Genomic DNA, 26,818 nt, shown 5'->3' on the forward strand with positions numbered 1-26,818 from the left:
GGCCATCAGAACTTGAACGAGGCTTCGACCTCGTAGGTGCGGGGCGCGCCGAGGAAGATCTGGTCGGGATAGAACGGATCGCTCCAAGCCGCATAACGTTTGTCGGCAACGTTGCGGACGCGGAAGGCGAGCCGCGTGCTGGTCGCGGTGGCGAACAGCGGCACCCTCGGCAGGTCGACGAACGCGAACAGATCGGCGGTGGTGTAGGCGAGCAGTTTCACCGTGTTGGCATCGGTGCTCCAGCGATCGCCCACGTGGCGCACGGAGAAACCAAGCTCGACCGGCCACCAGCCGGGATTGAGGAAGCGGTAGGAGCCGCCGCCATTGACGATGACGGCGGGAATGTTGGGCGGCGTGTTGCCCGAGAACGAGCCGCCGCCGGCGAGATCATAATCGGCATAGCGGGCGCGGACATAGGCGACGTTGCCCCAGAGCCTGCTCTCGGGTGTCGGCCGCACGGCGGCTGCGACCTCGATGCCCTGAGATTTCACCTTGCCGGCCAGGTTGAGCTGCTGGCCGGCCTGGGCGCTGTAGACGTTGTTGCGTTCGATATCGAAGGCGGAGAAGGTCCACTCCGCACGGCCGTTCCACGCGAGCTGCTTGACGCCGGTCTCATAGCTGCGGGAGTCCGAGAGCGTAAGGTTCTGGGTCGGACTCAGCAGGAAGATGCTGTCGGCGGAGATGTCGGTGGCGGTCGCATATTGGCTGTAGAAGGTGGTGCCCGGCAGCGCTTCCCAGGTGTAGCCGATGCGGCCGGTGACCGGCTGCCAGCTCTTGGAATAGGGGAAGCCGCTCTTCACGACGCCGTTCTTGTCGATCGAGTTGCGGTCGAGCGAGAACGGGTTGTAGCGCAGGCCGCCGACCAGCGCGAAATTGTTGGTGAGCTTCAGCCGGTCTTCGAGATTGAGTGCCACGCTGTCGATGGTGGCGGTCTGCAACTGCGTTCCGAGCGGGCCGTAGACGCCTCGGTCGAAGCCGGTCAGCGGAACGCTGTCACCCGGGAAGATCGCCGCGCCAGGCCGCGTGAAGTCGGTATGCGAGCTTTCCACCGCTGTCACGAGCCGGTTGGCCAGACCGAACAGGTTGGCGTTCCAGGTGAGGTCGGTGGTGTTGCCGACCATGTTGTGGTTGTGGTGGACGAAGAACCGCTCGCGATCGACGGTGTTGGTGGTCGCGTTGAACGCCGAGACCTCGTTGTTGTACCAGTCGCGGCTGGCGTTGTAGTTGTAGACTTGGCTCCGCAGCCTGACGTCGTTGCTCAGGTCCCATTCGAACCCGCTGCGGACCCACGATTCCTTGATCGTCTTGTGGCCGTCGACCACGTTGTAGTTGGTCGACAGCGTGCGGCCGTCGATCGTGACGGCGCCGAGATCGGTGCCGTTGTAGGCCGACACCTTGGTGCCTGAGACGATGCCGCTGGTCGCGTTGGCGCCGCTGAAGGTGACCGGCACCAGCGGCGTGCCCTCATAGGGCTTGGCCTTGTAGTCCTTGAACTCGGCGGCAAAGAAGGTCTTGAAGCTGTCGGACAGCCGGTAGTCGAGCTGGCCTGAGACATGGATATTCTTGAACTCGGTGTCGTCGATGAAGCCGACCTCCCTGGTCCGGCTGATGTCGAAGCGATAGTCCAGGCCCTTGACGGTCGTGCTGCCGCCCGAGCCGAAGCCGCTGCGGAACGTGCCGCGCTGGTCGAAGCCGACGAAGGCTTCGCTCTCGATCGGGCCGGTGTGCGGGGTCTTGGTCACGAAATTGACGGTGCCGCCGACCGCGCCCTGGCCCGAGATCAGCGAGGAGGGGCCCTTGAGAAACTCGACGCGGTCGAGGTTGAACGTCTCCATCGTCAGCGCGGTGAAGCCGGTCGGGCCGATGTTGATGCCGTTGTAGAGCACGTTGACCTGATTGCCCTGGAAGCCGCGCATCGCGAAGCCGACATCGTTCGGGGCATCACCCGCGCTGACGCCGGCGGCGCCTTTCACCGCGTCGACGGTCGTGTGGTAGCCCTGCTCACGCAGCGTCTCGGCGCCGACCACCTCGATCGAGGCCGGCAGCTCGCGTACGGTGAGGCCGAGCCGGCTGCCGCTCGCGGGCGTCGCATTGCCGTTGAGCGGCGTGGTGGCCGCCGTGTTGGACGAAGGCCGCGTCGGCGCTGCTGCGGGCGTGGGCGCGGCCATGCGCCGGGACGCCCGAGGTGTGGTCCGACGGGCGGCTTGGGTCGAGGAGGGCGCGCGGCCGGCCGCCGGGCGCTGCCGCGGCGCATCGACCGTCACGTCCGGCAGCAGGGTGTCTGCGGCGGCCTGCCTCCCGTCCGGAGGGGAGGTCTGTTGGGCATAAGCCGCCGGCACCGCCGACCAGCCTGCCACCAGCAGCCCCGCAAGCGATATCGAACCCCAGACGTCGCGCACGCTCATTCCGCTCCCCATCGCAGCAGCCGGCTTCCCGGCCATCTGCGCCCCCAGCCAACGTTCATGATCACCACGACGAGAGTTAGCCCAGCCCAACGGATATGTAATGTTATAACATTACATATCCATCTTTCTCTGAGTGGGTGTCTCGATCGGGCAACACATGCGAACGATTAGCGATTGCAAGGGGTATCAGCGAGTCGCAGATGGCGCAATGGCGCCCGTCCGCGGCGGACGTATCCCGCCGCGTGTCTGCGGCAATACATGGGGGAAGGCAGATGAGCCGGGGCCCGCAAGGTCCCGGATCGGAAATCTGCCGCCGCAGCACACGCGCAGCGGCAGATTGATCAGTCGGAGAGCGGCGGGATCACTTCTCCAGGCGGGCCAGCAGGCTCGACGTGTCCCAGCGCTTGCCGCCGAGCTTTTCGACCTCGGAATAGAACTGGTCGACCAGCGCGGTCACCGGCAGATGGGCGCCGTTGCGGCGCGCTTCGCTGAGGCAGATCGACAGGTCCTTGCGCATCCATTCCACCGCAAAACCAAAGTCGTATTTGCCGTCGTTCATGGTCTTGTAGCGGTTCTCCATCTGCCAGGACTGGGCGGCGCCCTTGGAGATGGTCTCGATGACAGCGGGAACGTCGAGGCCGGACTTCTTCGCGAAATGGATACCCTCGGACAGGCCCTGCACGAGGCCGGCGATGCAGATCTGGTTGACCATCTTGGTCAGCTGGCCGCTGCCGGCCGGTCCCAGCAGCTTGCACATCCGGGCATAGGCCGCGATCACCGGCTCGGCGCCGGCATAGGCGTCGGCGGTGCCGCCGCACATCACCGTCAGCACGCCGTTCTCGGCGCCGGCCTGGCCGCCGGACACTGGCGCGTCGATGAATTTGAAGCCGGCCTTGGTGGCTGCGGCGTCGAGTTCACGTGCCACTTCAGCCGAGGCGGTGGTGTGGTCGACGAAGGTCGCGCCCTTCGCCATGCCGGCAAATGCGCCGTCCGGGCCGATCGTGACCGCGCGCAGGTCGTTGTCGTTGCCGACGCAGCACATCACGAAGTCCTGGCCTTCCGCGGCCTGCTTCGGCGTGGGGGCTGCCTTGCCGCCGAACTTGTCGGCCCATTCCTTCGCCTTGGCCGCGGTACGGTTGTAGACCGTGACCTCGTGACCGCCCTTCTTCACGAGATGTCCTGCCATGGGGAAACCCATGACGCCGAGACCGATGAAAGCGACTTTAGCCATATGAGCTACCTTGACCTTGGGGTTCTGCCGACAGCCTTGAGAGGGCCGGGCTGTTCTTGAAAGGAACACATCAGCATCCGGCGCGGGTCGCGGCGGTGCTGGACGCCGCACCATAACGGCTTGAGAGGCGGGGGCAACGGCTTCGTGACGGATGCGAAAGCGGCGCCGCGTGCTAAAGAGGCATCATCATGACGGCTTGCAAAGCCGTCATCGCGCAACGAAATCCAGTCAACCAACGAACCAGCCAGGGGAGTGTCTCGCATGGGCGTCAGCGTCGGCGTGCTCGATCATTTCAACATCCGGACCCGCAACCTCGCCGAGACGGTCCGCTTCTATGAAGACGTGCTCGGGCTGGAGAACGGCGCCCGGCCGAACTTCGCCTTTCCTGGCGCCTGGATGTACAGCGAGGGCCGCCCGGTGGTGCACCTGGTCGACATCTCGCCGACCTCAGAGGCACAGAAGCCGGACTCCGGCGTCGTCCACCACGTCGCCTTCGTCAGCCGCGGCTTCGCCGGCATGAAGGCGCGGCTCGCCGCCAAGGGCATGCCGTTCGAGGCGCGGCAGGTGCCGGGCGGGGAGCTGTGGCAGATCTTCGTGCGCGACCCCAACGGCGTGATGATCGAGCTCAATTACGAGGCAGCGAAGGAGCGGGCCGAGGATGCGCCGGTCGAGACCGCCTCCGACATCGGAACCATGGTGGCGTTTTGAGCCGGTCGGCCTTATGAAGCAGCGCAACGCAGGGCCGGAGCGGTACCGTCGCAGACGACGGAAGATCATGTCCGGCCAACGGGATAGGGCGCGACGATGTGGCGCGTTCTGAACTTCTTCAGGAGACGCGCCGTGAGCGTGACGCAGCAGCAGGTTATCGAGGCACTCAAGCGGGTCCGCTCGCCACGTGGCGTGGCGCTGCCGGACGCCGGCGTGCTGTCGCCGATCACGGCCAATGACGGCAAGGTGTTCTTCTCGATCAATGTCGAGGCCAGCGAGGCCCGCGCCTGGGAAGACACCCGCGCGAAAGCCGAAGCCGCCGTGCGCGCCATACCCGGCGTGACCATGGCGATGATCGCGCTGACCGCGGAGCGCAAGGCGGGCGCTGCCGCCCCGCCGCCGCGACAGGGCGGCGTGCAGCCGGTCGCGGCGCATCGTCCGCATCAGCACCAGCATCCGGCGGACTCGCCGATGTCCCGGCAGGCCGCGATCCCGGGTATCGCGGCCGTCATCGCGGTGGCCTCGGGCAAGGGCGGTGTCGGCAAGTCGACCACCGCGATCAATCTCGCGCTGGGCTTGCGCGATCTCGGCCTCAAGGTCGGGCTGCTCGACGCCGACATCTACGGCCCGTCGGTGCCGCGGCTGACCGGGCTGCAGGAAAAGCCCAAGCTCACCGACGACAAGAAGATGATTCCGCTGTCGCGGTTCGGCCTGTCGATCATGTCCATCGGCTTTCTCGTCGACGAGGACAGCCCGATGATCTGGCGCGGCCCGATGGTGATGTCGGCGATCAACCAGATGCTGCGCGACGTCGCGTGGGGCACGCTCGACGTGCTCGTCGTCGACATGCCGCCGGGCACCGGCGACGCCCAGCTGACCCTGGCGCAGAACGTGCCGCTGAAGGGCGCCGTGATCGTGTCGACGCCGCAGGACCTGTCGCTGATCGACGCCCGCCGCGGGCTTGCGATGTTCCGCAAGGTCAACGTGCCCGTGCTCGGCATCATCGAGAACATGAGCTACTTCCAGTGCCCGCAATGCGGCACCCGCTCCGACATCTTCGGCCATGGCGGCGCGCGCCACGAGGCCGAGCGGCTCGGCGTGCCGTTCCTTGGTGAAATCCCGCTGCACATGGACATCCGCTCGACGTCGGACGCCGGCAACCCGGTGGTCGAGAGCGAGCCGAAGGGTCCGCATGCCGCGATCTACCGGGCCATCGCCGCGTCGGTGCGGGATCAGCTCAAGGACGCGATCGCCGCTGCTTGATGCACTGCAGCGAAGCGTGTGCGACTATTGGACCGTTTGTCATTCCAACGTCGCGTTTTCGCTTAACCGGTTCCGTGCTAAAGCCCGGCCCGGATCGCCTTCGACCGTGTGCGGCCAATCGCATCGGCGGATAAATGATTTTTCAACGGGAAAACGCCCCCAACAAGGAGATGCCTTAATATGAAGCGTCGTGATTTTCTGAAGGTCTCGGCCGCCGGTGCCGCCGCGTCGGCAGCGGTGGCCTCGCCTGCGATCGCGCAGTCGATGCCCGAGATCAAATGGCGGTTGACCTCCAGCTTCCCGAAGTCGCTCGACACGATCTATGGCGGCGCCGAATATATGGCGAAGCAGGTTGCCGAGATGACCGACAACAAGTTCCAGATCCAGGTCTTCCAGGCTGGTGAGCTGGTGCCGGGCCTGCAGGCGCTCGACGCGACCTCCAAGAACACCGTCGAGATGTGCCATACGGTGTCGTATTATTACGTCGGCAAGGACCCGACCTTCGCGATCTTCGCCTCGGTGCCGTTCGGCCTGAACGCCCGGCAGCAGAACTCCTGGCTATATCAGGGCGGCGGCAACGAGCTCGCCAACGAGTTCTTCAAGAAGGCCGCCAACGTCATTGGCTTCCCCTGCGGCAACACCGGCACCCAGATGGGCGGCTGGTTCCGCAAGGAGATCAAGACCGTCGCCGACCTTTCGGGCTTGAAGTTCCGCATCGGTGGCATCGCCGGCCAGGTGCTGCAGAAGCTCGGCGTCGTGCCGCAGCAGCTCGCGGGCGGCGACATCTACCCGTCGCTCGAGAAGGGCACCATCGACGCCGCCGAGTGGGTCGGTCCGTATGACGACGAGAAGCTCGGCTTCCAGAAGGTGGCGAAGTACTACTACTACCCGGGCTTCTGGGAGGGCGGTCCGACCGTCCACGCCTTCGCCAATCTCGACAAGTGGAACGAGCTGCCGAAGCACTATCAGTCGATCCTCGCCAACGCGACGGTCAATGCCAACACCTGGATGGCCGCGCGCTACGACCAGGTGAACCCGGCGGCGCTGAAGCGCCTGGTCGCCGGCGGCACGCAGCTGCGGCCGTTCACCAACGAGGTGCTCGAGGCCTGCCTCAAGGCGACCAACGAGTTGTGGGGCGAGATCTCGGCCAAGAACGCCGACTTCAAGAAGGTCATCGACGCGATGCAGGCCTACCGCTCGGATGAATATCTGTGGTGGCAGGTTGCCGAGTATACCTACGACAGCTTCATGATCCGCTCGCGTACCCGCGGCTGATCGCAAACTTCAGATCGGCGGATCGACGTCAGCCCGGCCTCGCGAGAGGCCGGGCTTTTGCGTTGCGACAACGTTTCGCAATGGCACTCCGACGCACTTTGATCCACACTGGAACTGAAGCCTCACAAAGAAGGCTGCTCAGGAAACGAACACAATGACCCCCAGGGAGGGAAGAACTATGAAGCGGAGAGACTTCATCAAGGTGACCGGGCTTGGCGCCGCTGGCGCGGCCGCGATCGCAGCGCCGGCCATCGCACAATCGATGCCGGAGCTGAAATGGCGCATGCCGACGAGCTGGCCGAAATCGCTCGACACCTTGTATGGCGGCGCCGAGATCATGGCCAAGGTGGTCGGTGAGGCCACCGACAACAAATTCCAGATCCAGCCCTTCGCCGCCGGCGAAATCGTGCCCGGCCTGCAGGTCCTCGACGCCGTGCAGAACGGCACCGTCGAAATCGGCCACACTGCGTCGTACTACTATTTCGGCAAGGACCCGACGTTCACCTTCGGCTCGTCGGTCCCGTTCGGGCCGAACATGCGCATCAACCAGGCCTGGTACATGCTCGGCGGAGGACGTGAGATCCTCAACGAGTTCTACGCGAAGTACAATGTCGTCTCGCTGCTTGCCGGCAACACCGGTTGCCAGATGGGCGGCTGGTTCCGCAAGGAGCTCACCGGCGTCAACGATCTCAAGGGGCTGAAATTCCGCGTCGGGGGCTTTGCCGGCCGCGTGCTGCAGAAGCTCGGCGCGGTGCCGCAGCAGATCGCCGGCGGCGACATCTATCCGGCGTTGGAGAAAGGCACGATCGATGCGGCCGAGTGGGTCGGACCCTACGACGACGAGAAGCTCGGCTTCGTCAAGGTCGCGCCCCACTACTACTATCCGGGCTGGTGGGAGGGCGGACCGATACTGCTTTCCTTCGTCAACCAGGATCGTTGGAATGCGCTGCCCAAGAACTATCAGAAGATCCTCGAGCATGCCGGCCATTATGCCAACAACTGGATGATGGCGAAGTACGACCAGAGCAATCCGGCGGCGCTGCGCCGGCTGCTCGCCGCCGGTGCCAAGCTGCATGCGTTCTCGCCGGAGATCATGCAGGCCTGCCTGAAGGCTGCCCGCGAGCTGCACAACGAGGTCGCGGCCACCAACCCCGACTTCAAGAAGACCTATGAGTCGCTGTCGGCCTTCGCCGGCAATGGCTACTCCTGGTTCCAGGTCGCCGAGATCGGCTACGACGCCTTCATGGCGCGCAATCCGCTGAGCTGAGACCGGCGCCGTATCGCGTCAGGAGCCAGCGACAAAACAAAACCCCGGCGCGTTGCGCCGGGGTTTTTCGTGGGCGGAGCGATCGCGCGTCGCGGCCATCACTGCTTCGTCGGTCCGACATCGATCTGAGGCGGGCCGAAATCGAGCGGCGGCGCGTCGATCTGCGGGATCTCGATCTTGATCGAGTTCGGATCAACGGTGGAGAGCGAGCCCTTGTAGTGCATGACCATCGAGGGGAACAGGATCACCAGCATCACCATGATCAACTGGATCACCACGAACGGCACCGCGCCCCAGTAGATCTGTCCCGTGGTCACCGGCTCCATCCTCTTGCCGGTGACACGGTCGAGATAGGACTCCTTCGGTGCCACTGATCGCAAATAGAACAAGGCAAAGCCGAACGGCGGATGCATGAACGAGGTCTGCATGTTGACGCCGAGGATGACGCCGAACCAGATCAGGTCGATGCCGAGCTTTTCGGCCGCGGGTCCGAGCAGCGGGATGATGATGAAGGCGAGCTCGAAGAAGTCGAGGAAGAAGGCCAGCACGAACACGAAGGCGTTGACGAAGATCAGGAAGCCGACCTGACCGCCGGGCAGCGAAGTCAGCAGGTGCTCGACCCAGACATGGCCGTTGACGCCGTAGAAGGTCAGCGAGAACACGCGCGCGCCGACCAGGATGAAGACCACGAAGGCCGACAGCTTGGCGGTGGATTCCACCGCCTGGCGGACCAGGTCGAAGCTGAGCCGCCGCTTGATCGCACCAAGGATGATCGCGCCGGCGGCGCCCATCGCGCCGCCTTCCGTCGGCGTCGCGAGCCCGATGAAGATCGTGCCGAGCACCAGGAAGATCAGGAACAGCGGCGGCACCATCACGAAGGTGGTCTGCTGCGCCATGCGGGACAGGAAGCGGTATCCGGTGGTGCGCTCCAGCACCCAGTTCACGACGGCGACGGCGAAGGCGAACACGATGCCGTAGAACATGCTCAGCACGACGAAGTCGGCGCCGTGATATTCCGAGCCGCGCATCATGAACCAGCCGAACACACAGCTCGCCAGAAACAGCACGCCCAGCGATTTCAGGCCGCGGTCGCCTGAGTCCTCCCGAAAGCCGATCGCATCGGCCGGCAGGCCGGGGGCCGATTTCGGGAAGATCATGCTGGTGAGGAAGGCATAGGCTGCATAGATCGCCGACAGCACGAGGCCAGGGATGAAGGCGCCTTCGTACATGTCGCCGACGGACTTGCCGAGCTGGTCGGCCATGACGATCAGGACCAGCGACGGCGGGATGATCTGCGCAAGCGTGCCGGAGGCGGCGATGATGCCCGAGGCAAGCCGGCGGTCGTAGCCGTAGCGCAGCATGATCGGCAGCGAGATCAGGCCCATCGAGATCACCGAGGCGGCGACCACGCCGGTGGTGGCCGCGAGCAGCGCGCCGACGAACACGACCGCATAAGCGAGGCCGCCGCGGATGGTGCCGAACAGCTGTCCGATGGTGTCGAGCAGATCCTCGGCCATGCCGGATCGTTCCAGCACCAGGCCCATGAAGGTGAAGAACGGAATCGCCAGCAGCGTGTCGTTGTTCATCACGCCGTAGACACGTTCCGGTAGCGCCTGCAGGAAGTCCGGCCGGAATTCGCCGAGCCCGATGCCGACGAGGGCGTAGAACAGGCCGACGGCGCCGAGCGAGAACGCTGCCGGATAGCCGAGCAGCAGCATCACGACCAGCGACCCGAACATGATCGGCGCCATATTGGCGATCAGAAACGCTTCCATTGGATGATCCCCCAGCCCGCCGCTTACTTCTTCTCGATCGCTTCGACGAGGTGCTCGACCTCGGCCTCGATGCCGTGGGGCTTCGAAGCGTGGGGATCCGGGATCAGCCCGCGCATGACCGCGATGCGCTTGATCAGCTCGGACACGCCCTGCGCCAGCAGGAAGGCGAAGCCAAGCATGATGAGGGACTTCGCCGGCCATTGCGGCAGGCCGCCAGCGTTGCTCGATTGCTCGTTGATCTCGATGGAGCGCAGGAAGAAGGGCACGCTGGTGATGATCATCACGATGCAGAGCGGGATGAGGAAGAGCACGTGACCGACGACGTCGATGGTGTCACGCAGCCATTTGGGCATCATGGCGTTGACGATGTCGATGCGGATGTGCTCGTTGTCGAGCAGGGTCCAGGGGGAGCACAGCAGGAAGACGGCTGAGAACAGCACCCATTGCAGCTCAAGCCAGGAATTCGACGAGGTGTCGAGCGTCTTGCGGACGATGGCGTTGATCGTCGAGATGATGACAGCGAGCAGGATCAGCCACGCCAGCCGCTTGCCGGTCCAGGTCGTGAACGCATCGATCCCACGGCTCAATTTCAGCAACGCTTGCAACGCAATCCTCCCCCAAATGTCTTGCGACGTCCCATGGCCCGTTCTGGCTGCGCAGCACATGGCGCAACGGCCTATCCGGCCCGGCAGGCTCAAAAACGGGGGCACCATTTCAGCGCCTCGTGTTGCCGTCAATCGGAAAAATGGGCAAAAATGAGCGTTGCCGCAACATGTTGCAGCAGTGGCGACGCCGCGCCACAGCTGTCGCAGGTCGCCGGGGCCTGGCGATCGCCGGCCGGCGAATGAAGGTCAACGGGCCGAGCGTGAGGGCGGGGGACTCTCGGGTGCGGCCGACGGACCACGTCCGGTGCGCAGCGGTCTTACAGCACCACCACGCCGGAATGCTTGGCCTTGTTTTCGGGTTCGACGTGGATGGTGATCCAGCTGTGCTCGTCGTCCTCGCGCAAGGCTGCCTCGATCCGGTCGCAGATTTCGTGCGCCTGGTTGACCGACATCTCGCCAGGCACCACGAGGTGGAACTCGATGAAGGTCAGCTTGCCGGCATGGCGGGTCCGGACATCATGCGCCTCCAGCGCGCCGCCGGCATGCTGACTGATGATCAGGCGAATGCGCGCCAGCGTGGCGTCCGGGACCGCTTCATCCATCAGCCCGCTGGTGGATTCCTTCAGCACCTGCCATCCCGACCACAGGATGTTCACGGCGACCAGCACGGCCAGTGCCGGATCTAGGATCGGCAGCTGCAACATCACCGCGAGGCCGAGGCCGACCACGACGCCGCCCGAGGACACGACGTCCGTCAGCAGGTGCCGGCCGTCTGCCACCAGCGCCGGCGACCGCAACCGCTTGCCCCGCGTGATCAACAGCCAGCACCAGACCGCATTGATCGCGCTCGCCAGCGCATTCACCGCGAGCCCCTCGACGGGTGCGGAAAACGCCCGCGGATCGAAGAAATTCCCGTAGGCCTCGTGGATGATGAGCAGCGCCGCCACGACGATCATGACGCCCTCGATCACCGCGCTGAAATACTCGACCTTGTGGTGGCCGAACGGATGGTTGGCATCCGCGGGCTTGGCGGCGATGCGCACCGCGACGAGCGCGACCACGGCGGTGACGACGTTGACGATGCTCTCGACGGCATCGGAGTAGAGCGCGACCGAGCCGGTGATCCAATAGGCGAGATACTTCAGGCCGAGCACGATCGTTCCGACCACGAGGCTGCCGATGGCGAGCTTGAGCGATTGCGAGGCCATGATGTCCTGATCCGATCCCGCGCTGGGGTACCCAACGCTGCGGCGGAACGCAACCAGGGTGGACGCGGTTCGGTGTCGGGAAGGGACTGATAACCCCGGTTTTCTGTGGCCGCCGCGACTGCGTCTATCGGCGGCGTGGCCCCGATCGAAAACTGATCTGTGGACAACAGAAAGCCGCGCCCACGGACATGGGCGCGACCGTGTCGCGGCAAACGCCGATCGCAATGACGCCGCCGACTACTTCTCTTTGATGACCGTGGTGGTGCTGGTCGAGCTGCCGACCGTGCCTTCGTCCTCACAGACCTTGGTCTGGCGGATGCGGTCCTCGGCTTCCACGCGGCTGGTGAACGCCATCGGTCCGATTTGCGTGACGACCTCGCGGTCGGCGGGGCGCGTGGTGGTGATGGTGCAGCGATGGCTCGGTCCCTGCACGATGTAGTATTCGTCAGCGAGCACTGGCGCGACCGATCCGATGATCACTGCGCCGGCAAGAAGAAGGGGTGCTTTCATCGTCGCCTCTCTTTTCAAGAACAGCCAAAAGGGGAGCGGGATTGATGAGGAGTTTTCTGCCTCGTCGTTCGATGCTCCGTGTTTGCAACTCGGCCGGCTGGTCGCAGTTCCGGCGGTTCAAGCGGAGCCTGTATTGACGCGGTGCAGTGTCGGCGGCGATGGACGCGAGATCTCGTCAGGGCGCAGCGACACGCGCGCGGTGGCGCGCTTGCCACTGCCCCAAGCGGTCGCGCCGCGGTTGGCAGGCGAACCGTCGATCATGACCTCGTCTCCGCCTGGTGGCGTCGGCGGTTCAGAGCAGCCTGACGGTCACCTTCGCCTTGCCGGTGTTGTTCGGATAGAATGCATCGTACACCCAGGGCAGCCCGATCACCGCGTCATTGACGTAGAGGAACAGCTCACCGCCGCGCTCGGCCTTGAAGCGCGCTTTGTAGGCTTGAGGTGTCGTGTTGGGGGCGGGAACGGGGTCGAGGAAATATTCGTCGACGCCGGTCTCGCCGACCCTGGCGATCAGCCGATACCAGGGACGGAAGAGAACGCGGCGCAGCAGGATGCCTGCGCGGAACGTCCAGCGGGCGTAGCCCCGGACCGTCGAGGTGCGATAGCCGGCGGGGGTGACCGGACGCCCGGCATCCTCCCACGGGTCGGTCATGGTGACGACGATCTCGTAGGAGAAGCCGGGACGGACGCTCAACCCGGTGGGAGCGCAAACCGCATCGGTCGAGAAATCCCTGGCATCCTGCGGAATGCCCTTGTCGACCGCGACGAGCTCGCGGGCAGGGGTGCCATGGCAAAAGGCGCCCATCGAATCCGCGGCGTTGAACAGGAAATGGCTGATCAGCGTGGCTGCGAGCCAGACGGTGCCGATAGCGAGCAAGAACGGGCCGACATGCCGCTTGCCGTTCCTGATGGCAAACTGATAGGCGCGATTGGTCCGGAGCGCGTAGATGGCCCGATGCAGCGGGCCGGACGGCATCGGGGGCGATGCCCGTTCGCGCCAGATCACGCGCATCCGGTCGCCGATGCGGTCGCTGAGGAATGTCCCGAGCGCGGTCAGCATGACAAGGATGATGATCCCGCCGGCGAACCATTCGGGGTTGGCGGCGTACCAGTCCGTCCACCAGTGCAGCGATGTCGGCAGGAACGATTCGATCAGCCTGACTGCTTCGGAGACCATCCTGATGCGCGAGTCGTATTCGTGCGTGCGATCGAGGTCGTGGAACAGCCAGAAGGCCGCGAGGTGCAGCGAGGCCGCCAGGGTTGCGAAATAGGCGAGGCGCCTGAACCACACCAGATTCCACAGCTTCTCCTGAGCCGCGAACCGGGCGGCCGCGCCGGCCGGCGTTTCGAACGTGGTCGGCCCGAGCGGCGTCAGCGTGCCGTCGTAGCGGACGATCATGTAGTTGTCGGGCAGCCCGATGGGCGCATAGGCATTGCAGCCGCTGTCGATGCGGTCGAAGACGCTTTCGTGAATCTTCGGCATCGACACCTGGACGCCCGCCGCCGGGTCGTTGCAGAGCTCCGACACCTTGCGCGGGCCGTATCGATAATAGGACCCGAGCCCGGAGCGCGAGTTGTAGAGGCGTCCGTCCTTGTCCTGCGACGTGACGATCGACTTGATCGCATCCGGATCGGCCTCGGGCGCGGTCTTGAAGATCAAGCCCCGTTTGACGGCCTCGCCGACGAGCCAGGTCAGGGGGACGTAGGAGACGGAATCGTCCGGATAGCCGCCGCCGACATTGGCGTGCATGCCGACGAACCAGACCTGCACCAGCCTCTCGTCATCGATCGTCCTGGCATCCTGCGGCTTGGTCTCGCCCGCCTCGGTCCAGAGCACCGGGTGGAAGGTCGTCCTCTCGTCGTCGAGCGCGAGCGCGTGGCGCGCGCATGTCACCCGCGGACTGAGCACGCGATTGGGAAGCTCGAGCGGCCACACCCAGTTGGAGATGCCCCGCGTCATCTCGTCGATCGGTAGCCCATAGGCTGCGACGGTGTCCCACAGCCCGATGAACTCGATCGCCGGGAGGCTTTTTCGCTCGATGAGGTCGAGAGATTTACGGCCCATGATGCGGTCGATCACCGGCACCAGCACATGATCGCGAATCCAGCGGAGCGGCACTTCGATCCGCCAGATCGAATGGTACCCCTTGGCGCGATAGGCGCGATAGGCCTTCACGGCGCCGTCGTGCAGCTCAGCCTCGGTGTCGGCAACGATCAGCCCCTGATCGAGCATCAGCGCGGCGAGCACCCGCACGGTGAACGCGCCGCGGCTGAAGCCGAACAGATAGATCTTCGAGCCGTTCGCGTGGTCGTAGTTGCGGCAGACGAACTTATAGGCATCCAGGATGTTGCGCTTGAGGCCGAAGCCGAACGCGCCGCCGAGCAGGGCGAGCGGAACGAACGACGATGTGCCGACGCCGTCGTCATACTTGGCCGCCTGGGCGTTGCCCTGCAGGTCGAGCGCCTGGAACATGCGCCAGACGTTGGTTCGCCACACGCTCGAGGCGGCGTTGCCGGTCCCGTCGGACAGGATGATGATCTTGGGACTCGCCATGCAAAGGACCCCGCTCGACATTGAGAGCCGAGGAGCGGAAGGGTAAACTGAAGGAGAGAGAAATCAACCTGAGATGGTGTGAGGCTTTCGGCGGCGTGGCCGGATGATGCGGAGGGCGCCGCTGCAGCGACGCGGCGACCCGAGGACGAGAAATGCACTGCCCTGCTACCGAAATGCCGCCGTCACCGAAATGCGGTTGCCGTGGCCGTTCGTCGCCCTTCAGGCCGAGTTGATGCGCTCGACGAGATGCGCGCGCGAGGGCGCCGGGTCGAAGCGATCGCCGAAATATTGGGTCTCGTGCGCTACTCCGCCGTCCCGGAATTCCATGACGCTCACCACGTAAGACGGCACGCCATCATAGGTCAGGACCAGTTCGGTCACCCACAGATCGCCGCTCCCGATGATTCGGCGCACTGCGAAGCGCTTCCTGCTGGGCTGCACGAAGCGGCTCTCCTGAATGTTGCGCCGGCCGTGGATGCGTTCGCCCGATTGCGGATAATCCAGCACGGCATCGTCGCGATAGATGTCGTGCTCGGCTTCGAAATCATTCACGTCCGATGCATCCCAATGGTGCTGCAAGGCAGCGCGCTTCGCTCTGTCATCCATGGCAATTCTCCCATTCAGGGGCGCGTCCTCATTGCATAGCGTGCCCCTGGCCACTACGGTCTACAAGCCGGAGAATGGAGCATCCCTCGTCGCCGCCGACGCATCATAGGACGATGTCCGACGCGTCACTACGCTGATCCAAACGGGCGTGGAGAATATCAGCGCTGGTAGTACAGCCGGTGGAGAAAGTTCTCAGGACAGAGAGCTCCGCGCGCGACGAGGCGCAATCACGCCGGCCGCGTCGCGATCCAGATCACGTGACGGGCGCCGCCGCCGCGGCCGGTGGCGCGGATGTTGATCTCCTCGGCGGCGAAGCCTGCCTTGCGCAGGCGCGGGGCAAAGCGATCGTCGGGGTGGGACGACCATACCGCCAGCACGCCGCCGGGGCGCAGGGCGGTGAAGGCGGTGCGCAAACCCGAGGGGTCATACAGCGCGTCGTTGGATTGCCGCGTCAGCCCCTGCGGGCCGTTGTCGACGTCGAGCAGGATCGCATCATAGGTGCCGCGCCCTGCGGCGATCAGCTTCACGACGTCGCCCTCGTGGATGTCGACGCGCGGATCGGAAAGGCTTGCGCCGGACAATTCGGCCATCGGCCCGCGCGCCCAGGCGATCACCGCCGGCACCAGCTCGGCGACGGTGATACGGGCCTGCGGACCAAGCACCTTCAGTGCCGCCCGCAAGGTGAAGCCCATGCCGAGGCCGCCGATCAGCAGCCGTGGAGCCGGCTCGGCCTTGATGCGGGCGCAGCTCAGGGTTGCCAGGGCCTCCTCGGATCCGTGCAGCCGGCTGTTCATCAGCTCGTTCGAACCGAGCTTGATCGAGAACTCCTTGCCGCGCTGCATCAGCCGCAGCGGCTCGCCGCCGCCGGGCACGTCTGCGGTGTCGATCAGCTTCCAGGGAATCACGGGCGTCTCGCGTCAGTTCGGTTGCGGCATTCCAGGCGACAGAGTCGCCACGCTGGAGCCTGCTTACCATGTTGCCCGCATCCCATGCCAAGGGGCAGTCGCCACTCTCGCGACGACCTGCATCGCGTCGTTGCGCGTCATTGCGGTGGGGACACCAGCATCCAGGCGCCCGCGGCACTGCAAGCAATGCCGGCCGCGCGCGCGATCCATCGTCCGACCGGAGTCAGTTTCTCAAACAGCACGAGCAGGGTCAGAATGGCAATCCACATCACGCTCATCACCCCGCCGACGAACAGCAGCGCCATCAGAGCCCAGCAGCAGCCCACGCAATAGCCGCCGTGTCGAAGCCCCAGCAGCACGCAGCCCTGCAGGTCGCCGCGAAAGCCGTCGTGACGCATCAGGAACAGAAGCGGCGACTGGCATTGGGCAAGGCAGGCGCTCTTCAGCGGCGTCCACTGATAGATGCCTGCCGCGATCAGCACGATGGCGCCGAGCAGATGGTTGTCGATCGCCATCCGCGAATCCAGCAGCGCAGTCCGCTCCACAACCCATTGCAGGCCGGTCGCCACGAGCGAAAAGCCGCTCCAGGCGAGCAGATAGCCGGCCGCAAACCAGCCGGTCGCCGCGAACGGCTGGCCCTGCGCGCGGCCGTGTCGACCCACACGGGCGTACATCAGGATCATGGGCGCCGCCGAAGGCGCCATCATCCCGACCATCATCGCCGCCCACATCAGGAACACATAGGCGAACTCGATCGCGCGCCACGGCTCGCTGGCCGGCAACATGATTCCGATGCCGGCCGGGATCATGCGGAAGCCGGTCATGTCCATGCCGCCCATGTCCATGTCGTTGGCAAGCCAGAGAACATAGGCCCACGACAGGGCGACCATGATCGTGATCGCGCCGCCGACGATCCAGCGATCGCGCCGCAGCACGGCTTCCAGGGCGCTGCCGGTCATCTGCAAGGCGGGTTGCCGGCCTTGCGCCACGTCGAATTAGGCCTGGTTGGACCAACTGATCGACGCGTACAGGCCGTTCTTGCCGGAATTGTCCCAACGCATGCCGTGATCGTTGTAGGTGTTGCCCGCCGCGCCGACGGCGAGCGCCATCCTGTCCGGGCTGACGGGATGGCCGATGTTCACCCACATCTCTCCGCTCGGGTGCATGGTCGGCAGCGGATCGACGGACATGTGCAGAATGTCGGCGATGTCGGCGGACCGCGTCTTGCCGTCGATCCGGAAGGTGATGGCGACTTTGCGCACGCCGAGATTGGTGCTGATCAGCGGCGTGAACGCAGCCATCGGGCCGCCGGCAGCTCCGGTGAAGATCGCGGCCATCGCCTCCGTCTGCGGATCGTCGGCGCGCTGATCGACATAGGCGGCGATCGACCAGTCTCCATCCGCCATCACGCCGGGCGCATGCAGCATCACCGCCGCGTTGAGGCCATCGAGCGCGACATCGCCATAGCGGCCGGTTTCGATGTGGAACAGCAATGGTACGTTGCAGAACCCCTCGGTCGGTTGCGCGGTCAGGGGAGGGGCGGCCGACATGAGGCACGGACACAGCAGGCTGCAGCTGCAATTCTCGAAATAGTCACCGGACAGGTGCCATGCGACTGGGTCTGCCATCGCTGTCTCCCGCTAGGCCGAACCGACAAATTGCTTTCGAATGCGCGATCTGCAGCTGAAAGCTACGCCGCGTGGGGACGTGCCGCAAGCCGATAAATGATCAGTCTCCGCGTCGTGACTGCGCCTCGGGCCGCTCCGCTCATACGGTATGCGTGATCGTCGGCTGAATGGCCGGCCAACAGGCCGGCTCCGATTGCGATTGATCGCAGGGCCCGATGGTTATGGACTCCGACTACCCGCCCGTCACGCTCATGTGCCGGCTGACGCTCGGACGGTTGTGGCGGCGGTCGATGATGAAGTCGTGGCCCTTCGGCTTGAGGCCGATGGCGCGGTCGATCGCGGCGCTGAGCTCCTCGTCGCTGGCCGAGGCACGCAGCGGCTTGCGCAGGTCGGAGGCGTCCTCGTGGCCGAGGCAGGTGTGCAGGGTGCCGGTGCAGGTGACGCGGACGCGATTGCAGCTCTCGCAGAAATTATGCGTCATCGGCGTGATGAAGCCGATCGTGCCGCCGGTCTCGGCGACGCGGACGTAGCGGGCCGGGCCGCCGGTGGTCTCGTCGAGGTCGGTCATGGTGTAGGTCTGCGCCAGACGCGCGCGCAGCAGCGACAACGGCAGATACTGGTCGAGGCGGCCCTCGCCGATCTCGCCCATCGGCATCACCTCGATCAAGGTCAACGCCATGCCCTTGCCGTGCGCCCAGTCGATCAGCGAGGGGATCTCGTCCTCGTTCATGTTCTTCAGCGCGACGGCGTTGATCTTCACGGCGAGACCTGCGGCGCGCGCCGCCTCGATGCCGGCCAGCACGCGCTCGAGATCGCCCCAGCGGGTGATGGCGCGGAACTTGTCCGGGTCGAGCGTGTCGAGCGAGACGTTGATGCGACGGACGCCGCAATCGGCGAGCTCGGCGGCATATTTGGCGAGCTGCGTCGCGTTGGTCGTCATCGTCAGCTCGTTGAGCGCGCCGCTCTTCAGATGTCGCGACAGCGAGCGGACCAGGCCGATCACGTTGCGCCGGACCAGCGGCTCCCCGCCGGTGAGCCTGAGCTTTTTGACGCCCTTGTGGATGAACGCCGAGCACAGCCGGTCGAGCTCTTCGAGCGTCAGCAGGTCGGCCTTCGGCAGGAAGGTCATGTCCTCGGACATGCAATAGAAGCAGCGCAAGTCGCAGCGGTCGGTCACCGAGACGCGCAGATAGCTGATGCGGCGACCGAACGGGTCGGTCATCGGGCGCGTCAGGGCGGTGTCACTCAACGTCTCTGCGGTCATGGAAAGCCTTGGCTGGTGGCGGCCCAGGTGGCGGCGATGCCACGCGGCGGCCGCGCAAGCGCGGCCGGATGTCGGTCTCACGACAATCTAATCATGATCGCCGCGCCCCACAATCATCGACGTGGATCCGTCGATGCTGCAATGCAGCTTCGCCTTGGCAAGGGGACGCGCGGGACGACGGTCCGCTATTGGCGTCCCGGCGCGGGGGCGGGGAAGGCGGACCCGGTGGCCGCCGGTGCGTCCGGCGCAGCGGCGGACTTCTGCGGCTTCGGCTTCTTCGGCCGCATGCGCTTGACGGCCTTCGGCGGCGCGCCGGGCATCGGCTGCAGCTCGGCGACGACCGGGCTCGGGTCCATCACCACCGGCGGCGAGGTGTTGAAATCGCCGGAGTTGCGGATCACCTGCACCGGGATGGTCGCGGGCTGGTACTTGTCCATCGTGAAGGTGACGCTGAAGCCCGCATCGGGCGCCGGCACCGAGACGGTGCACGGCGTCTTGCAGCCCGGTCCGAGCGAGGTCTTGGCGTCGGCGCCCGGCGGCACGGAGTCGAGCTGCACCGGAACCTCGGGCGCTGCCATCTTGAAGCTGTCCATGGAGAAGGACGAGCAACCGGCCAAGCCGGCTCCCGCAACCGCAATTGCGATGACACGCCGCATCATGATGTCCGCCCCACAACCCTGCGGCCATCGGCCGCAATCCCAGGGCGACCATAGGAGCGTCAGAACAGCGGCGCAACTGCGGTCAACCCTATTCTCAACAGAACGTTAACGCACCGCAAGGTGCGGATTCAGGTCGACAGGGCAGTGGGTTAGGGTGCGATGCGGCAGTGGAATCGCAAGTTGGCTCAGGCGATCCTGAGCGATGGGCTGAGGGCGGCAACGGCGGCTGGCAGCTCGCGCATGTGGTCGATCAGGTGGTCCGGATTGAGCTCCGCGATCGGTACGTCGGTATAGCCGAAGGTGCAGCCGATCACCGGCACGCCGGCGCGGCGGGCGGCGCCGACGTCGGTGCCGGCATCGCCGACCATGATCGCGGCCCCGACCTCGCCGCCGGCCTGCGCGATGGTCTGGCGCAGGATCGCCGGATCCGGCTTGGCGACCCCGAACGTGTCGGCACCGCAGATCGCGGCGAAGCGGGAGGACAGGCCGAGCTGGTCGAGCAGCCGCTTCGACAGCCATTCCAGCTTGTTGGTGCACACCGCGAACTGGCAGCCGCGGCCGGCAAGCTCGTCGAGCGCCGCCTCCAGCCCCTCGAAGGGGCGCGATTCGATGGCGATGTTCTCAGCGTAGAAATCGATGAAATCGGTGGTGAGGCGGCCGATGTCATCGGTGCTGGCGAAGCGACCCTCCGCCTCCAGACCGCGCTCGATCAGCTTGCGGGCGCCGTGGCCGATCATCTTGCGGGCCGAGGCCAGCGGCACCGGCCGCAGACCCTCGCGCTGCAGGACGTGATTGAGCGCGCTGATGAGATCCGGCGCCGTGTCGACCAGGGTGCCGTCGAGATCGAAGACGATGGTGCTGGAGATGGGCATCGGTATCCGCTAGCGGCCGGCTCATGTCCTTGCAAGAGGCCCGCAATGGCATTTTGTCCGATTTCGTGGCCGGCGAGAGCTAGGCCCCGCGTCAAAACATCGCTAGATATGCGCCGGCTTTCGGCCCCCGCCCGTGGGGGCCCTGGGTGCGAAGGGCGGGTTCCTTGGTCGACATGGATGCATTGAAGCGGCAGGCAGCGGCGCGTGCGCTGGAGGAGGTCGAGAGCGGCATGAAGCTCGGTCTCGGCACCGGATCGACTGCCAAGCATTTCGTCGATCTGCTCGGAGAAAAGGTGCGCGCCGGCCTCAAGATCGTGGGCGTGCCGACCTCGGAGGCGACAAGGGCGCAGGCGCAAGCGTGCGGCGTGCCGCTGACCACGCTCGATGAGATCGACCGGCTCGACATCACCATCGACGGCGCAGACGAGATCAATCCGGCGCTCGACCTGATCAAGGGCGGCGGCGGCGCGCTGCTGCGCGAGAAGATCGTCGCCAGCGCTTCGGATCGCATGATCGTGATCGCCGACGACAGTAAATGGGTGGCGCAACTCGGCCGCTACCCGCTGCCGGTCGAGGTGGTTCCGTTCGGCCTCGCCGCGACTCAGCGCGAGATGAGTGACGCCTTCGCCACGGCCGGCGTGTCCGGGCCGATGAGCCTGCGCAAGTCCGCAGACGGCCACGTTTTCGTCACCGATAGCGGCCACTGGATTATCGACGTCCGCCTTGGGGAGATCATGGATCCCCCGCGCCTGGCGGGTCTTTTGAGCGCAATTCCGGGCGTGGTCGAGCATGGGCTGTTCATCGGCCTCGGCAGCACGGCGATCCTGGCAGGCGCACAGGGAATTCGCGTTATCCAGCGGCCCTGAGCGCGGCACGAGGCTGCGCTCATGGCGGCAACTCACAGGAGACTTGGAATGAAGAGCGTGTTCAGAATCTTGCCGGCCGCCGGAATCGTGCTGGCCTTGGCCTCGGCAAGCCCGGTTGCGGCGCAGGGCCAGGCACCTGCGCTGAAGCCGGCCTCGCCCGCCTGCATGGCCGGCGCGCGCGAGATTCTGGGGATGAAGAACGCGGCTGCGATGTACGCCAATGCCGTCCCCGGCATCGTGCAGCAGACCAAGCAGGCGCTGCTGCAGTCCAATCTCAACTACCAGAAGGACCTCGACGAGGTCGCCGTGGTGGTCGCGCAGACCTACGCCGGCAAGGAGAAGGAGATCGGCGAGAAGATGGCGCAGATCTACTGCAACGAGTTCTCCGACCAGGAGATCGCCAACCTCGTCGCCTTCTACAAGTCTGCCATCGGCCAGAAGCTGCTTGCGGCGGAGCCGAAGGCGATCCAGATGAGCATGCAGGCGATGAACCTGTGGGCGGCGGAATTTTCCGACACTGTCACCGCGCAGTTCCGCGCCGAGATGCGCAAACGCAACAAGCCGATCTGAGGCTTGCGGCCGAAAGGCCAGGTCGGGGGAGAGATGGCTGAATTCGACGTCGACCTGTTCGTGATCGGTGGCGGCTCGGGCGGCGTGCGCGCCGCCCGCATCGCGAGCGGCTATGGCGCCCGCGTGATGGTCGCCGAGGAATATCGCATGGGCGGCACCTGCGTGATCCGCGGCTGTGTCCCTAAGAAGCTGTTCGTGATCGGCTCGCATGTCCGTCAGGAGATCGCCGATGCCGCCGGCTTCGGCTGGACCATCCCGACCGCGACCTTCGACTGGCCGACGCTGATCAGGAACAAGGACAAGGAGATCGCCCGGCTCGAGGCGGCCTACACCAGCAACGTCGAGAAGTCTGGCGCCAGGATCGTCAAGACCCGCGCGGTGCTCGAGGACGCCCACACCGTGCGGCTGATGACCGGCGAGACCGTCCGCGCCAAATACATTCTCATCGCGACCGGCGGCGCGCCCAACCACGGCACGCCGATTCCCGGCATCGAGCACGTCATCTCCTCCAACGAGGCGTTTCATCTCGACGAGCTGCCGCGCCGCATCGTGATCCAGGGTGGCGGCTACATCGCGCTCGAATTCGCCTGCATCTTCGCCAATTTCGGCTCCGACGTGACCGTCGTCTATCGCGGCGACAACATCCTGCGCGGTTTCGACGAGGACGTCCGCAAACATGTCCGCTCCGAGATGGAGAAGGAAGGCATCACCATCCTGACCGGCTGCACGGTCACCAGCGTCGACAGGCACGGCCAGGACTACACCACGCATCTGTCGAACGGCTCCAGCATCGCCTCCGACAAGGTGATGTTCGCGATCGGCCGCCATCCGGCGGTGGCCAATCTCGGCCTGGAGAAGGCCGGGGTCGCCATCAATCCAAGGAACGGCGGCATCGCGGTGGACGCGTTCTCGCAGAGCTCGGTGCCGAGCATCTACGCGATCGGCGACGTCACCCATCGCTTCAACCTGACGCCGGTCGCGATCCGCGAGGGCCACGCTTTTGCCGACACCGTGTTCGGCGGCAAGACCGTGCGCGTCGACCACGCTGACATTCCGACGGCCGTGTTCTGCCAGCCTGAAGTGGGCACCGTCGGTCTCACCGAGACGCAGGCGCGCGAGCTGTACGACCGCGTCGACATCTACAAGACGAACTTCCGCCCGATCAAGGCGACGATGTCCGGCCGCGACACCCGCGTTCTGATGAAGCTCGTCGTCGATGGCGCGACCGACCGCGTGCTCGGCTGCCACATCGTCGGCGACATGGCCGCCGAGATCACGCAAGCGGTGGCCATCGCCATCAAGATGAAGGCGACCAAGGCCGATTTCGACGCCACCATCGCGCTGCATCCCTCCGCCGCCGAGGAGCTGGTGACGATGCGCACGGTGACCGAGCGCCACGTGCGGCCGGCGGCGGAGTAGGGCGTCAACCGCTTTTGGGGCTCGTGCCCGGCCGGCGTCCGTAGCGACTGCGGTGGGCCAGTGCTCACGGTCTGACGACGGTCCACACCGTGGCCGATCGGACTTGCTGCCGTTGGAACCGTTCAGCGGTTGGAGAGCGACCAGCATGTCCCAGGATGATTGCCTTGCGACCTATCCGCCGCTGAACACCCTGAAGCCCGTTGCCGAGAACATCTGGATCGTCGACGGGCCCGTGATCCGCTTCGGCATTCCCGGGCTGAAATTTCCGTTTCCCACCCGCATGACCGTGGTGCGATGCGCCTCCGGCGATCTGTTCATCCACTCGCCCACGCCGTTGACGCCGGCGCTGCGGGCCGAGATCGACCGGGAAGGCCGGGTGCGCGACATCATCGGTCCGAATCGCATCCACTATTGGTGGATCCCCGACTGGCAGGCGGCCTTTCCCGACGCGGCGATCTATCTTGCGCCGGGCATTCGCGCGCAGGCGAAGGGCCGCATCGAATTCCAGGGCAGGCCACTGGATCGCAGCGGTGGCTATCCCTGGGATGATGAGATCGCGACCTTGCCCGTCCTCGGCAGCTATATGACGGAGGTCGTGTTCTTCCATCGCCCTTCGCGCACGCTGATCCTGACCGATCTGATGGAGAATTTCGAGCCGGCCAAGATCGGTGCCGGCTTGGCGCGCTACCTGAGTTGGATCGGGGGCGTCGGTCCGCCGCATGGCGGCCTGCCGCGCGATCTCCGGCTGACATTTACCTGGCGGCACCGACCCGAGTTGCGGGCCGCGGTCGAGACCATGCTGGCGTGGCATCCCGAGCGGATCGTGATCGCCCATGGCGCCTGGCACCGGACGAACGGCACCGAGATCCTGCGCGAGGCATTCTGCTGGTTGCTGCGGCCTTGAACCGCCGGCTGGGCTTCACGAGACCGGCCTTCGTGATGCCGTGCTTTTCTCTTCCCGCGACGGACGTATAAGCTCGTGCGATTGAGGTTGGCGCCAGGCATCCCTCGGCCGCGGAGGAGCTGGTGACGATGCGCACGGTGACCGAGCGCCACATGCGGCGGTCGGCGGAGTAGGTGGACGACCGCGACGCGCGGCCGGGTCAGGGGCCGGCTCGCCGGTAAAGCGCAAGGGCGCCGGCAAGGCTCAGCAGCGCGCCGCCGCAGATGCGATCGAGCCAGAGGGCACCGGAGCGCTTGAGGAAACGCATCGCTTGCGAGCCCGCGCTCGCGTAGGCGAGCATGATCAGGACATCGAGCATCGCGAAGGTGAGGGCCAGCGTGAGATATTGCGGCAGCTGCGGCGCGGACGGCACCACGAACTGCGGCAGGAATGCCGAGAAGAACAGATAGCCCTTTGGATTGGTGATCGCGACGAGGAAGCTTTTCAGAAACAGCGCGTGCGGCTGTCGTGACCCGTCCTTGCCGTCTGCGGACGCCGCAAGGTCGATCGACCCGCTGGACCGCAGCAGCATCAGCCCGAGATAGGCGAGGTAGGCCACGCCGGTCCACTTCACGACCGAGAACCAGAATTCGGAAGCGGCCAGCAGCGCGCCCAGGCCGACCGCGACGGCGCCGATGAGGATGAAGTCCGAAGCCACCGCGCCGGCGATGCCGGCCCAGGCGCGGCGTACACCGACACGCGAGCCGTTGGTGAGGGCCAGCAGCACCGTCGGACCGGGGGTCGCGATCCCGATGAAGGCGACGATGGCGAAGCTGAAGAGCGTAAGAGCGTTCACGTCAGAATAGCCTCGTTGGCGGAAGACGCGCCAGTAGGGCGCGGTTCGGCCGCGAACGCAAGACGTTCCTTGGAGGCGGCCAGCGATCGTCTTCGCTGACGCACGCTCGACCTGCCGGATCGCCAAGAGGCTTGACTCCCTCCCGGAAAACGCCGCTGGGCGCGATTGCCCGTTCAGCGCTCCACCCGCGAGGCGGTCAACTTCGTCGCGACGTAGGGCAGCGCGAACAGATACAGCCCCGTGCCGAGCAGCACGATGAGCGGAATCAGCGCCAGCAGGCCGACCCACAGCGGGGCTTGCGTCTGCGTCATCGCGGCGATGTTGACGATGACGGCGACCGTGAAGGCGATCGATACCCAGCGATGGACCTGCCGGACGGTGTTGTTCCAGTTCAAGTGCTTCTCCCCTGATGACGTCGTGATGCGCACGCCTCAGCCGAGGCGCGCGACGCTCTGTTCGAGCGCATCGAAGAATTTCGGCCAGCCGTAGCGTGCGCCCTGATAGGCGCGGGTCTGGTCGGCTGCGAAGCCGGTCTGCTCCATGCGCAGGTGCGTGCCCAAGGCGGTCGGCGTCAGCGTCCAGGTCACGACGCTGTCGAGGCCGGCCGCCGCCCAGGTGTAGGACAACGTCTTGTGCGGCTCGATGGTCACGACCTGGCAGTCGACGACGCCCCAGTCGGCCTTCAGCTTGAAGCGATGATCGACCGACGGCGCAAAGTCGTTGGTCATCAGCCACTCCGCGATCAGATGCGGCTGCGTCAGCGCGCGCCAGAGTTTTTCGGGCGGATGCGCGAATTCGCGCTCGACGACGACGGTGCGGGTTTCTGGCGCGGGTGAGCTCATTGATCCATCCTGTTGAGCAGAGTGTCGAGCTGGTCGAACCGGCTCTCCCAGAACGCAGCCATCCGGCTCGTCCAGTCGAGCAGCGGCGCCAGCGCCTTGGGTTGCGCGCGGTAATGCGTCTGGCGGCCTTCGTGACGCTCCCGCACCAGGCCCGCCTGCTTGAGCAGGCCGAGATGCTTCGACACCGCCGGCTGCGATACGCCGGCCTTGGCCGTCAGCGCCCCGACGGTCTGCTCGCCATGCCGGCACAGGCCTTCGAAGATGGCGCGCCGCGTCGGGTCGGCAAGCGTTCGGAACAGCATGTCGGGAGAGCGCGGCATTCGATCCATAACTCATTGGTTATGGATTGACGCATAACCGGTTGGTTATGGATTAGTCAAGCGGAATCCTTCGCCGGTCAGGCGCGATGGCGTAGCGCCTCGCACAGAACCGCGAAGGCGGGTGTGGTCTGCCCGACGAGCTCGCTTTCGATCTTCTCGGACCGCGGCCCGATCCGGTGCAGCAGACGCTCGCCGGCCTCGGTGGGAGCGACCGATCGCGTCGTGCGCGACAGCAGCCGCACGGCGAGCAAACAAGACTCCGCCGCCGAACACGCCTTCGTGACGAGCTCCGGGATCACGGCACAAGGGACGGCCAGGGGACGTCGC

The 26,818-nt window shown here is 65.5% G+C and carries 27 protein-coding genes and 1 pseudogene; 8 read left to right on the plus strand and 20 right to left on the minus strand.

The window, feature by feature from the left end; translation table 11 throughout:
* Positions 1 to 5: 5 nt before the first annotated feature.
* Both QX094_RS32955 and QX094_RS32960 read right to left on the minus strand, forming a co-directional pair.
* On the minus strand, positions 6 to 2,405 hold the full coding sequence (locus QX094_RS32955; protein ID WP_316184348.1) for a TonB-dependent receptor domain-containing protein: 2,400 nt from the start codon (positions 2,403 to 2,405) through the stop codon (positions 6 to 8).
* Between the two features lie 361 nt (positions 2,406 to 2,766).
* The gene (locus QX094_RS32960) at positions 2,767 to 3,636 is read right to left on the minus strand and encodes an NAD(P)-dependent oxidoreductase (protein WP_315717630.1); all 870 of its coding nucleotides are present in this window, start codon (positions 3,634 to 3,636) and stop codon (positions 2,767 to 2,769) included.
* Between the two features lie 261 nt (positions 3,637 to 3,897).
* Between QX094_RS32960 and QX094_RS32965 the strand changes: the two genes are divergently transcribed.
* The 4 genes from QX094_RS32965 to QX094_RS32980 all read left to right on the plus strand — a co-directional run bounded on the left by QX094_RS32965 (position 3,898) and on the right by QX094_RS32980 (position 8,149).
* The gene (locus QX094_RS32965) at positions 3,898 to 4,344 is read left to right on the plus strand and encodes a VOC family protein (protein WP_315827817.1); all 447 of its coding nucleotides are present in this window, start codon (positions 3,898 to 3,900) and stop codon (positions 4,342 to 4,344) included.
* A gap of 132 nt (positions 4,345 to 4,476) precedes the next feature.
* Positions 4,477 to 5,607 (plus strand): Mrp/NBP35 family ATP-binding protein, encoded by a 1,131-nt coding sequence (locus tag QX094_RS32970; protein ID WP_315752566.1) that lies wholly within the window; start codon positions 4,477 to 4,479, stop codon positions 5,605 to 5,607.
* 180 nt (positions 5,608 to 5,787) lie between these two features.
* Positions 5,788 to 6,882 (plus strand): TRAP transporter substrate-binding protein, encoded by a 1,095-nt coding sequence (locus QX094_RS32975; protein ID WP_316165001.1) that lies wholly within the window; start codon positions 5,788 to 5,790, stop codon positions 6,880 to 6,882.
* A 178-nt stretch (positions 6,883 to 7,060) separates the two neighbouring features.
* Positions 7,061 to 8,149 carry a TRAP transporter substrate-binding protein gene (locus QX094_RS32980; protein ID WP_315752568.1) on the plus strand — a complete coding sequence of 363 codons (1,089 nt, stop codon included), beginning with the start codon at positions 7,061 to 7,063 and terminating at the stop codon, positions 8,147 to 8,149.
* Positions 8,150 to 8,247: 98 nt separating this feature from the next.
* On the opposite strand, the gene QX094_RS32985 is transcribed toward QX094_RS32980, so the two are convergent.
* The 13 genes from QX094_RS32985 to QX094_RS33045 form a co-directional block, all read right to left on the minus strand.
* Complete coding sequence (locus QX094_RS32985; RefSeq protein ID WP_316188461.1) at positions 8,248 to 9,924, minus strand: TRAP transporter large permease subunit; 1,677 nt, start codon at positions 9,922 to 9,924, stop codon at positions 8,248 to 8,250.
* A gap of 23 nt (positions 9,925 to 9,947) precedes the next feature.
* Positions 9,948 to 10,529, minus strand: a complete 582-nt coding sequence (locus QX094_RS32990; protein ID WP_315752570.1) for a TRAP transporter small permease subunit — start codon at positions 10,527 to 10,529, stop codon at positions 9,948 to 9,950.
* 317 nt (positions 10,530 to 10,846) lie between these two features.
* Positions 10,847 to 11,737 (minus strand): cation diffusion facilitator family transporter, encoded by an 891-nt coding sequence (locus QX094_RS32995; RefSeq protein ID WP_315752571.1) that lies wholly within the window; start codon positions 11,735 to 11,737, stop codon positions 10,847 to 10,849.
* Positions 11,738 to 11,974: 237 nt separating this feature from the next.
* On the minus strand, positions 11,975 to 12,247 hold the full coding sequence (locus QX094_RS33000; protein ID WP_315717640.1) for a hypothetical protein: 273 nt from the start codon (positions 12,245 to 12,247) through the stop codon (positions 11,975 to 11,977).
* 117 nt (positions 12,248 to 12,364) lie between these two features.
* A complete protein-coding gene (locus tag QX094_RS33005; protein WP_316188462.1) occupies positions 12,365 to 12,508 on the minus strand; it encodes a hypothetical protein in 144 nt (47 codons plus the stop codon).
* A 31-nt stretch (positions 12,509 to 12,539) separates the two neighbouring features.
* Entirely contained in the window at positions 12,540 to 14,801 is a 2,262-nt protein-coding gene (locus QX094_RS33010) for a DUF2235 domain-containing protein (protein WP_316187170.1), read from the minus strand.
* Positions 14,802 to 15,020: 219 nt separating this feature from the next.
* Complete coding sequence (locus QX094_RS33015; protein ID WP_315752573.1) at positions 15,021 to 15,407, minus strand: nuclear transport factor 2 family protein; 387 nt, start codon at positions 15,405 to 15,407, stop codon at positions 15,021 to 15,023.
* Positions 15,408 to 15,634: 227 nt separating this feature from the next.
* Positions 15,635 to 16,312: a spermidine synthase gene (locus tag QX094_RS33020; protein ID WP_316188463.1), complete on the minus strand. Its 678-nt coding sequence runs from the start codon at positions 16,310 to 16,312 to the stop codon at positions 15,635 to 15,637.
* Positions 16,313 to 16,449: 137 nt separating this feature from the next.
* Positions 16,450 to 17,271, minus strand: coding sequence for a DUF2182 domain-containing protein (locus QX094_RS33025; protein WP_316184341.1), 822 nt, complete (start codon positions 17,269 to 17,271; stop codon positions 16,450 to 16,452).
* Positions 17,272 to 17,307: 36 nt separating this feature from the next.
* Positions 17,308 to 17,940, minus strand: a complete 633-nt coding sequence (locus QX094_RS33030) for a DUF1326 domain-containing protein (protein WP_316184340.1) — start codon at positions 17,938 to 17,940, stop codon at positions 17,308 to 17,310.
* A 232-nt stretch (positions 17,941 to 18,172) separates the two neighbouring features.
* Positions 18,173 to 19,204 (minus strand): GTP 3',8-cyclase MoaA, encoded by a 1,032-nt coding sequence (gene moaA, locus QX094_RS33035; RefSeq protein ID WP_316184338.1) that lies wholly within the window; start codon positions 19,202 to 19,204, stop codon positions 18,173 to 18,175.
* Positions 19,205 to 19,389: 185 nt separating this feature from the next.
* The gene (locus tag QX094_RS33040) at positions 19,390 to 19,782 is read right to left on the minus strand and encodes a hypothetical protein (protein WP_315717649.1); all 393 of its coding nucleotides are present in this window, start codon (positions 19,780 to 19,782) and stop codon (positions 19,390 to 19,392) included.
* Positions 19,783 to 20,048: 266 nt separating this feature from the next.
* Positions 20,049 to 20,735 (minus strand): HAD family hydrolase, encoded by a 687-nt coding sequence (locus QX094_RS33045; protein ID WP_315717650.1) that lies wholly within the window; start codon positions 20,733 to 20,735, stop codon positions 20,049 to 20,051.
* Between the two features lie 173 nt (positions 20,736 to 20,908).
* On the opposite strand from QX094_RS33045, the gene rpiA reads away from it, so the two are divergent.
* The 4 genes from rpiA (at position 20,909) to QX094_RS33065 (ending at position 24,494) form a co-directional block, all read left to right on the plus strand.
* On the plus strand, positions 20,909 to 21,601 hold the full coding sequence (rpiA, locus tag QX094_RS33050; RefSeq protein WP_316184725.1) for a ribose-5-phosphate isomerase RpiA: 693 nt from the start codon (positions 20,909 to 20,911) through the stop codon (positions 21,599 to 21,601).
* Between the two features lie 48 nt (positions 21,602 to 21,649).
* On the plus strand, positions 21,650 to 22,171 hold the full coding sequence (locus QX094_RS33055; protein WP_315717652.1) for a DUF2059 domain-containing protein: 522 nt from the start codon (positions 21,650 to 21,652) through the stop codon (positions 22,169 to 22,171).
* Positions 22,172 to 22,204: 33 nt separating this feature from the next.
* A complete protein-coding gene (gene gorA / locus QX094_RS33060; RefSeq protein WP_316184337.1) occupies positions 22,205 to 23,590 on the plus strand; it encodes a glutathione-disulfide reductase in 1,386 nt (461 codons plus the stop codon).
* Positions 23,591 to 23,735: 145 nt separating this feature from the next.
* A complete protein-coding gene (locus QX094_RS33065; RefSeq protein WP_316175971.1) occupies positions 23,736 to 24,494 on the plus strand; it encodes a DUF4336 domain-containing protein in 759 nt (252 codons plus the stop codon).
* Between the two features lie 199 nt (positions 24,495 to 24,693).
* Here the strand turns inward: QX094_RS33065 and QX094_RS33070 are convergent, their stop codons facing one another.
* From QX094_RS33070 to QX094_RS33090, 5 genes and pseudogenes are all read right to left on the minus strand, one after another.
* A complete protein-coding gene (locus QX094_RS33070) occupies positions 24,694 to 25,329 on the minus strand; it encodes a LysE family translocator (protein WP_315717655.1) in 636 nt (211 codons plus the stop codon).
* A 173-nt stretch (positions 25,330 to 25,502) separates the two neighbouring features.
* A complete protein-coding gene (locus tag QX094_RS33075) occupies positions 25,503 to 25,724 on the minus strand; it encodes a hypothetical protein (protein ID WP_315739639.1) in 222 nt (73 codons plus the stop codon).
* A gap of 36 nt (positions 25,725 to 25,760) precedes the next feature.
* A complete protein-coding gene (locus QX094_RS33080; protein WP_315717657.1) occupies positions 25,761 to 26,171 on the minus strand; it encodes an SRPBCC domain-containing protein in 411 nt (136 codons plus the stop codon).
* Positions 26,168 to 26,491, minus strand: coding sequence for a metalloregulator ArsR/SmtB family transcription factor (locus QX094_RS33085; protein ID WP_315717658.1), 324 nt, complete (start codon positions 26,489 to 26,491; stop codon positions 26,168 to 26,170). Before QX094_RS33085 ends, QX094_RS33080 begins: the two co-directional genes overlap by 4 nt.
* A gap of 134 nt (positions 26,492 to 26,625) precedes the next feature.
* Positions 26,626 to 26,739 (minus strand): annotated as a pseudogene (locus QX094_RS33090) (LysR family transcriptional regulator); the annotation flags it as partial.
* Positions 26,740 to 26,818 lie beyond the last annotated feature (79 nt).

Origin of the sequence: Bradyrhizobium sp. SZCCHNS1050 (assembly GCF_032484785.1) — a bacterium.
In the GTDB taxonomy this organism is placed as follows: Bacteria; Pseudomonadota; Alphaproteobacteria; order Rhizobiales; family Xanthobacteraceae; genus Bradyrhizobium.

Excerpts from the sequence above, each read along its gene's own strand:
- QX094_RS32955 (WP_316184348.1), bottom strand. The coding sequence starts at position 2,405 with ATGAGCGTGCGCGACGTCTGGGGTTCGATATCGCTTGCGGGGCTGCTG.
- QX094_RS32960 (WP_315717630.1), bottom strand. The coding sequence starts at position 3,636 with ATGGCTAAAGTCGCTTTCATCGGTCTCGGCGTCATGGGTTTCCCCATG.
- QX094_RS32965 (WP_315827817.1), top strand. The coding sequence starts at position 3,898 with ATGGGCGTCAGCGTCGGCGTGCTCGATCATTTCAACATCCGGACCCGC.
- QX094_RS32975 (WP_316165001.1), top strand. The coding sequence starts at position 5,788 with ATGAAGCGTCGTGATTTTCTGAAGGTCTCGGCCGCCGGTGCCGCCGCG.
- QX094_RS32980 (WP_315752568.1), top strand. The coding sequence starts at position 7,061 with ATGAAGCGGAGAGACTTCATCAAGGTGACCGGGCTTGGCGCCGCTGGC.
- QX094_RS32985 (WP_316188461.1), bottom strand. The coding sequence starts at position 9,924 with ATGGAAGCGTTTCTGATCGCCAATATGGCGCCGATCATGTTCGGGTCG.
- QX094_RS32995 (WP_315752571.1), bottom strand. The coding sequence starts at position 11,737 with ATGGCCTCGCAATCGCTCAAGCTCGCCATCGGCAGCCTCGTGGTCGGA.
- QX094_RS33000 (WP_315717640.1), bottom strand. The coding sequence starts at position 12,247 with ATGAAAGCACCCCTTCTTCTTGCCGGCGCAGTGATCATCGGATCGGTC.
- QX094_RS33005 (WP_316188462.1), bottom strand. The coding sequence starts at position 12,508 with ATGATCGACGGTTCGCCTGCCAACCGCGGCGCGACCGCTTGGGGCAGT.
- QX094_RS33010 (WP_316187170.1), bottom strand. The coding sequence starts at position 14,801 with ATGGCGAGTCCCAAGATCATCATCCTGTCCGACGGGACCGGCAACGCC.
- QX094_RS33015 (WP_315752573.1), bottom strand. The coding sequence starts at position 15,407 with ATGGATGACAGAGCGAAGCGCGCTGCCTTGCAGCACCATTGGGATGCA.
- QX094_RS33025 (WP_316184341.1), bottom strand. The coding sequence starts at position 17,271 with ATGACCGGCAGCGCCCTGGAAGCCGTGCTGCGGCGCGATCGCTGGATC.
- QX094_RS33030 (WP_316184340.1), bottom strand. The coding sequence starts at position 17,940 with ATGGCAGACCCAGTCGCATGGCACCTGTCCGGTGACTATTTCGAGAAT.
- moaA (WP_316184338.1), bottom strand. The coding sequence starts at position 19,204 with ATGACCGCAGAGACGTTGAGTGACACCGCCCTGACGCGCCCGATGACC.
- QX094_RS33040 (WP_315717649.1), bottom strand. The coding sequence starts at position 19,782 with ATGGCAGCGCCCGAGGTTCCGGTGCAGCTCGACTCCGTGCCGCCGGGC.
- QX094_RS33045 (WP_315717650.1), bottom strand. The coding sequence starts at position 20,735 with ATGCCCATCTCCAGCACCATCGTCTTCGATCTCGACGGCACCCTGGTC.
- rpiA (WP_316184725.1), top strand. The coding sequence starts at position 20,909 with ATGGATGCATTGAAGCGGCAGGCAGCGGCGCGTGCGCTGGAGGAGGTC.
- QX094_RS33055 (WP_315717652.1), top strand. The coding sequence starts at position 21,650 with ATGAAGAGCGTGTTCAGAATCTTGCCGGCCGCCGGAATCGTGCTGGCC.
- gorA (WP_316184337.1), top strand. The coding sequence starts at position 22,205 with ATGGCTGAATTCGACGTCGACCTGTTCGTGATCGGTGGCGGCTCGGGC.
- QX094_RS33065 (WP_316175971.1), top strand. The coding sequence starts at position 23,736 with ATGTCCCAGGATGATTGCCTTGCGACCTATCCGCCGCTGAACACCCTG.
- QX094_RS33080 (WP_315717657.1), bottom strand. The coding sequence starts at position 26,171 with ATGAGCTCACCCGCGCCAGAAACCCGCACCGTCGTCGTCGAGCGCGAA.
- QX094_RS33085 (WP_315717658.1), bottom strand. The coding sequence starts at position 26,491 with ATGCCGCGCTCTCCCGACATGCTGTTCCGAACGCTTGCCGACCCGACG.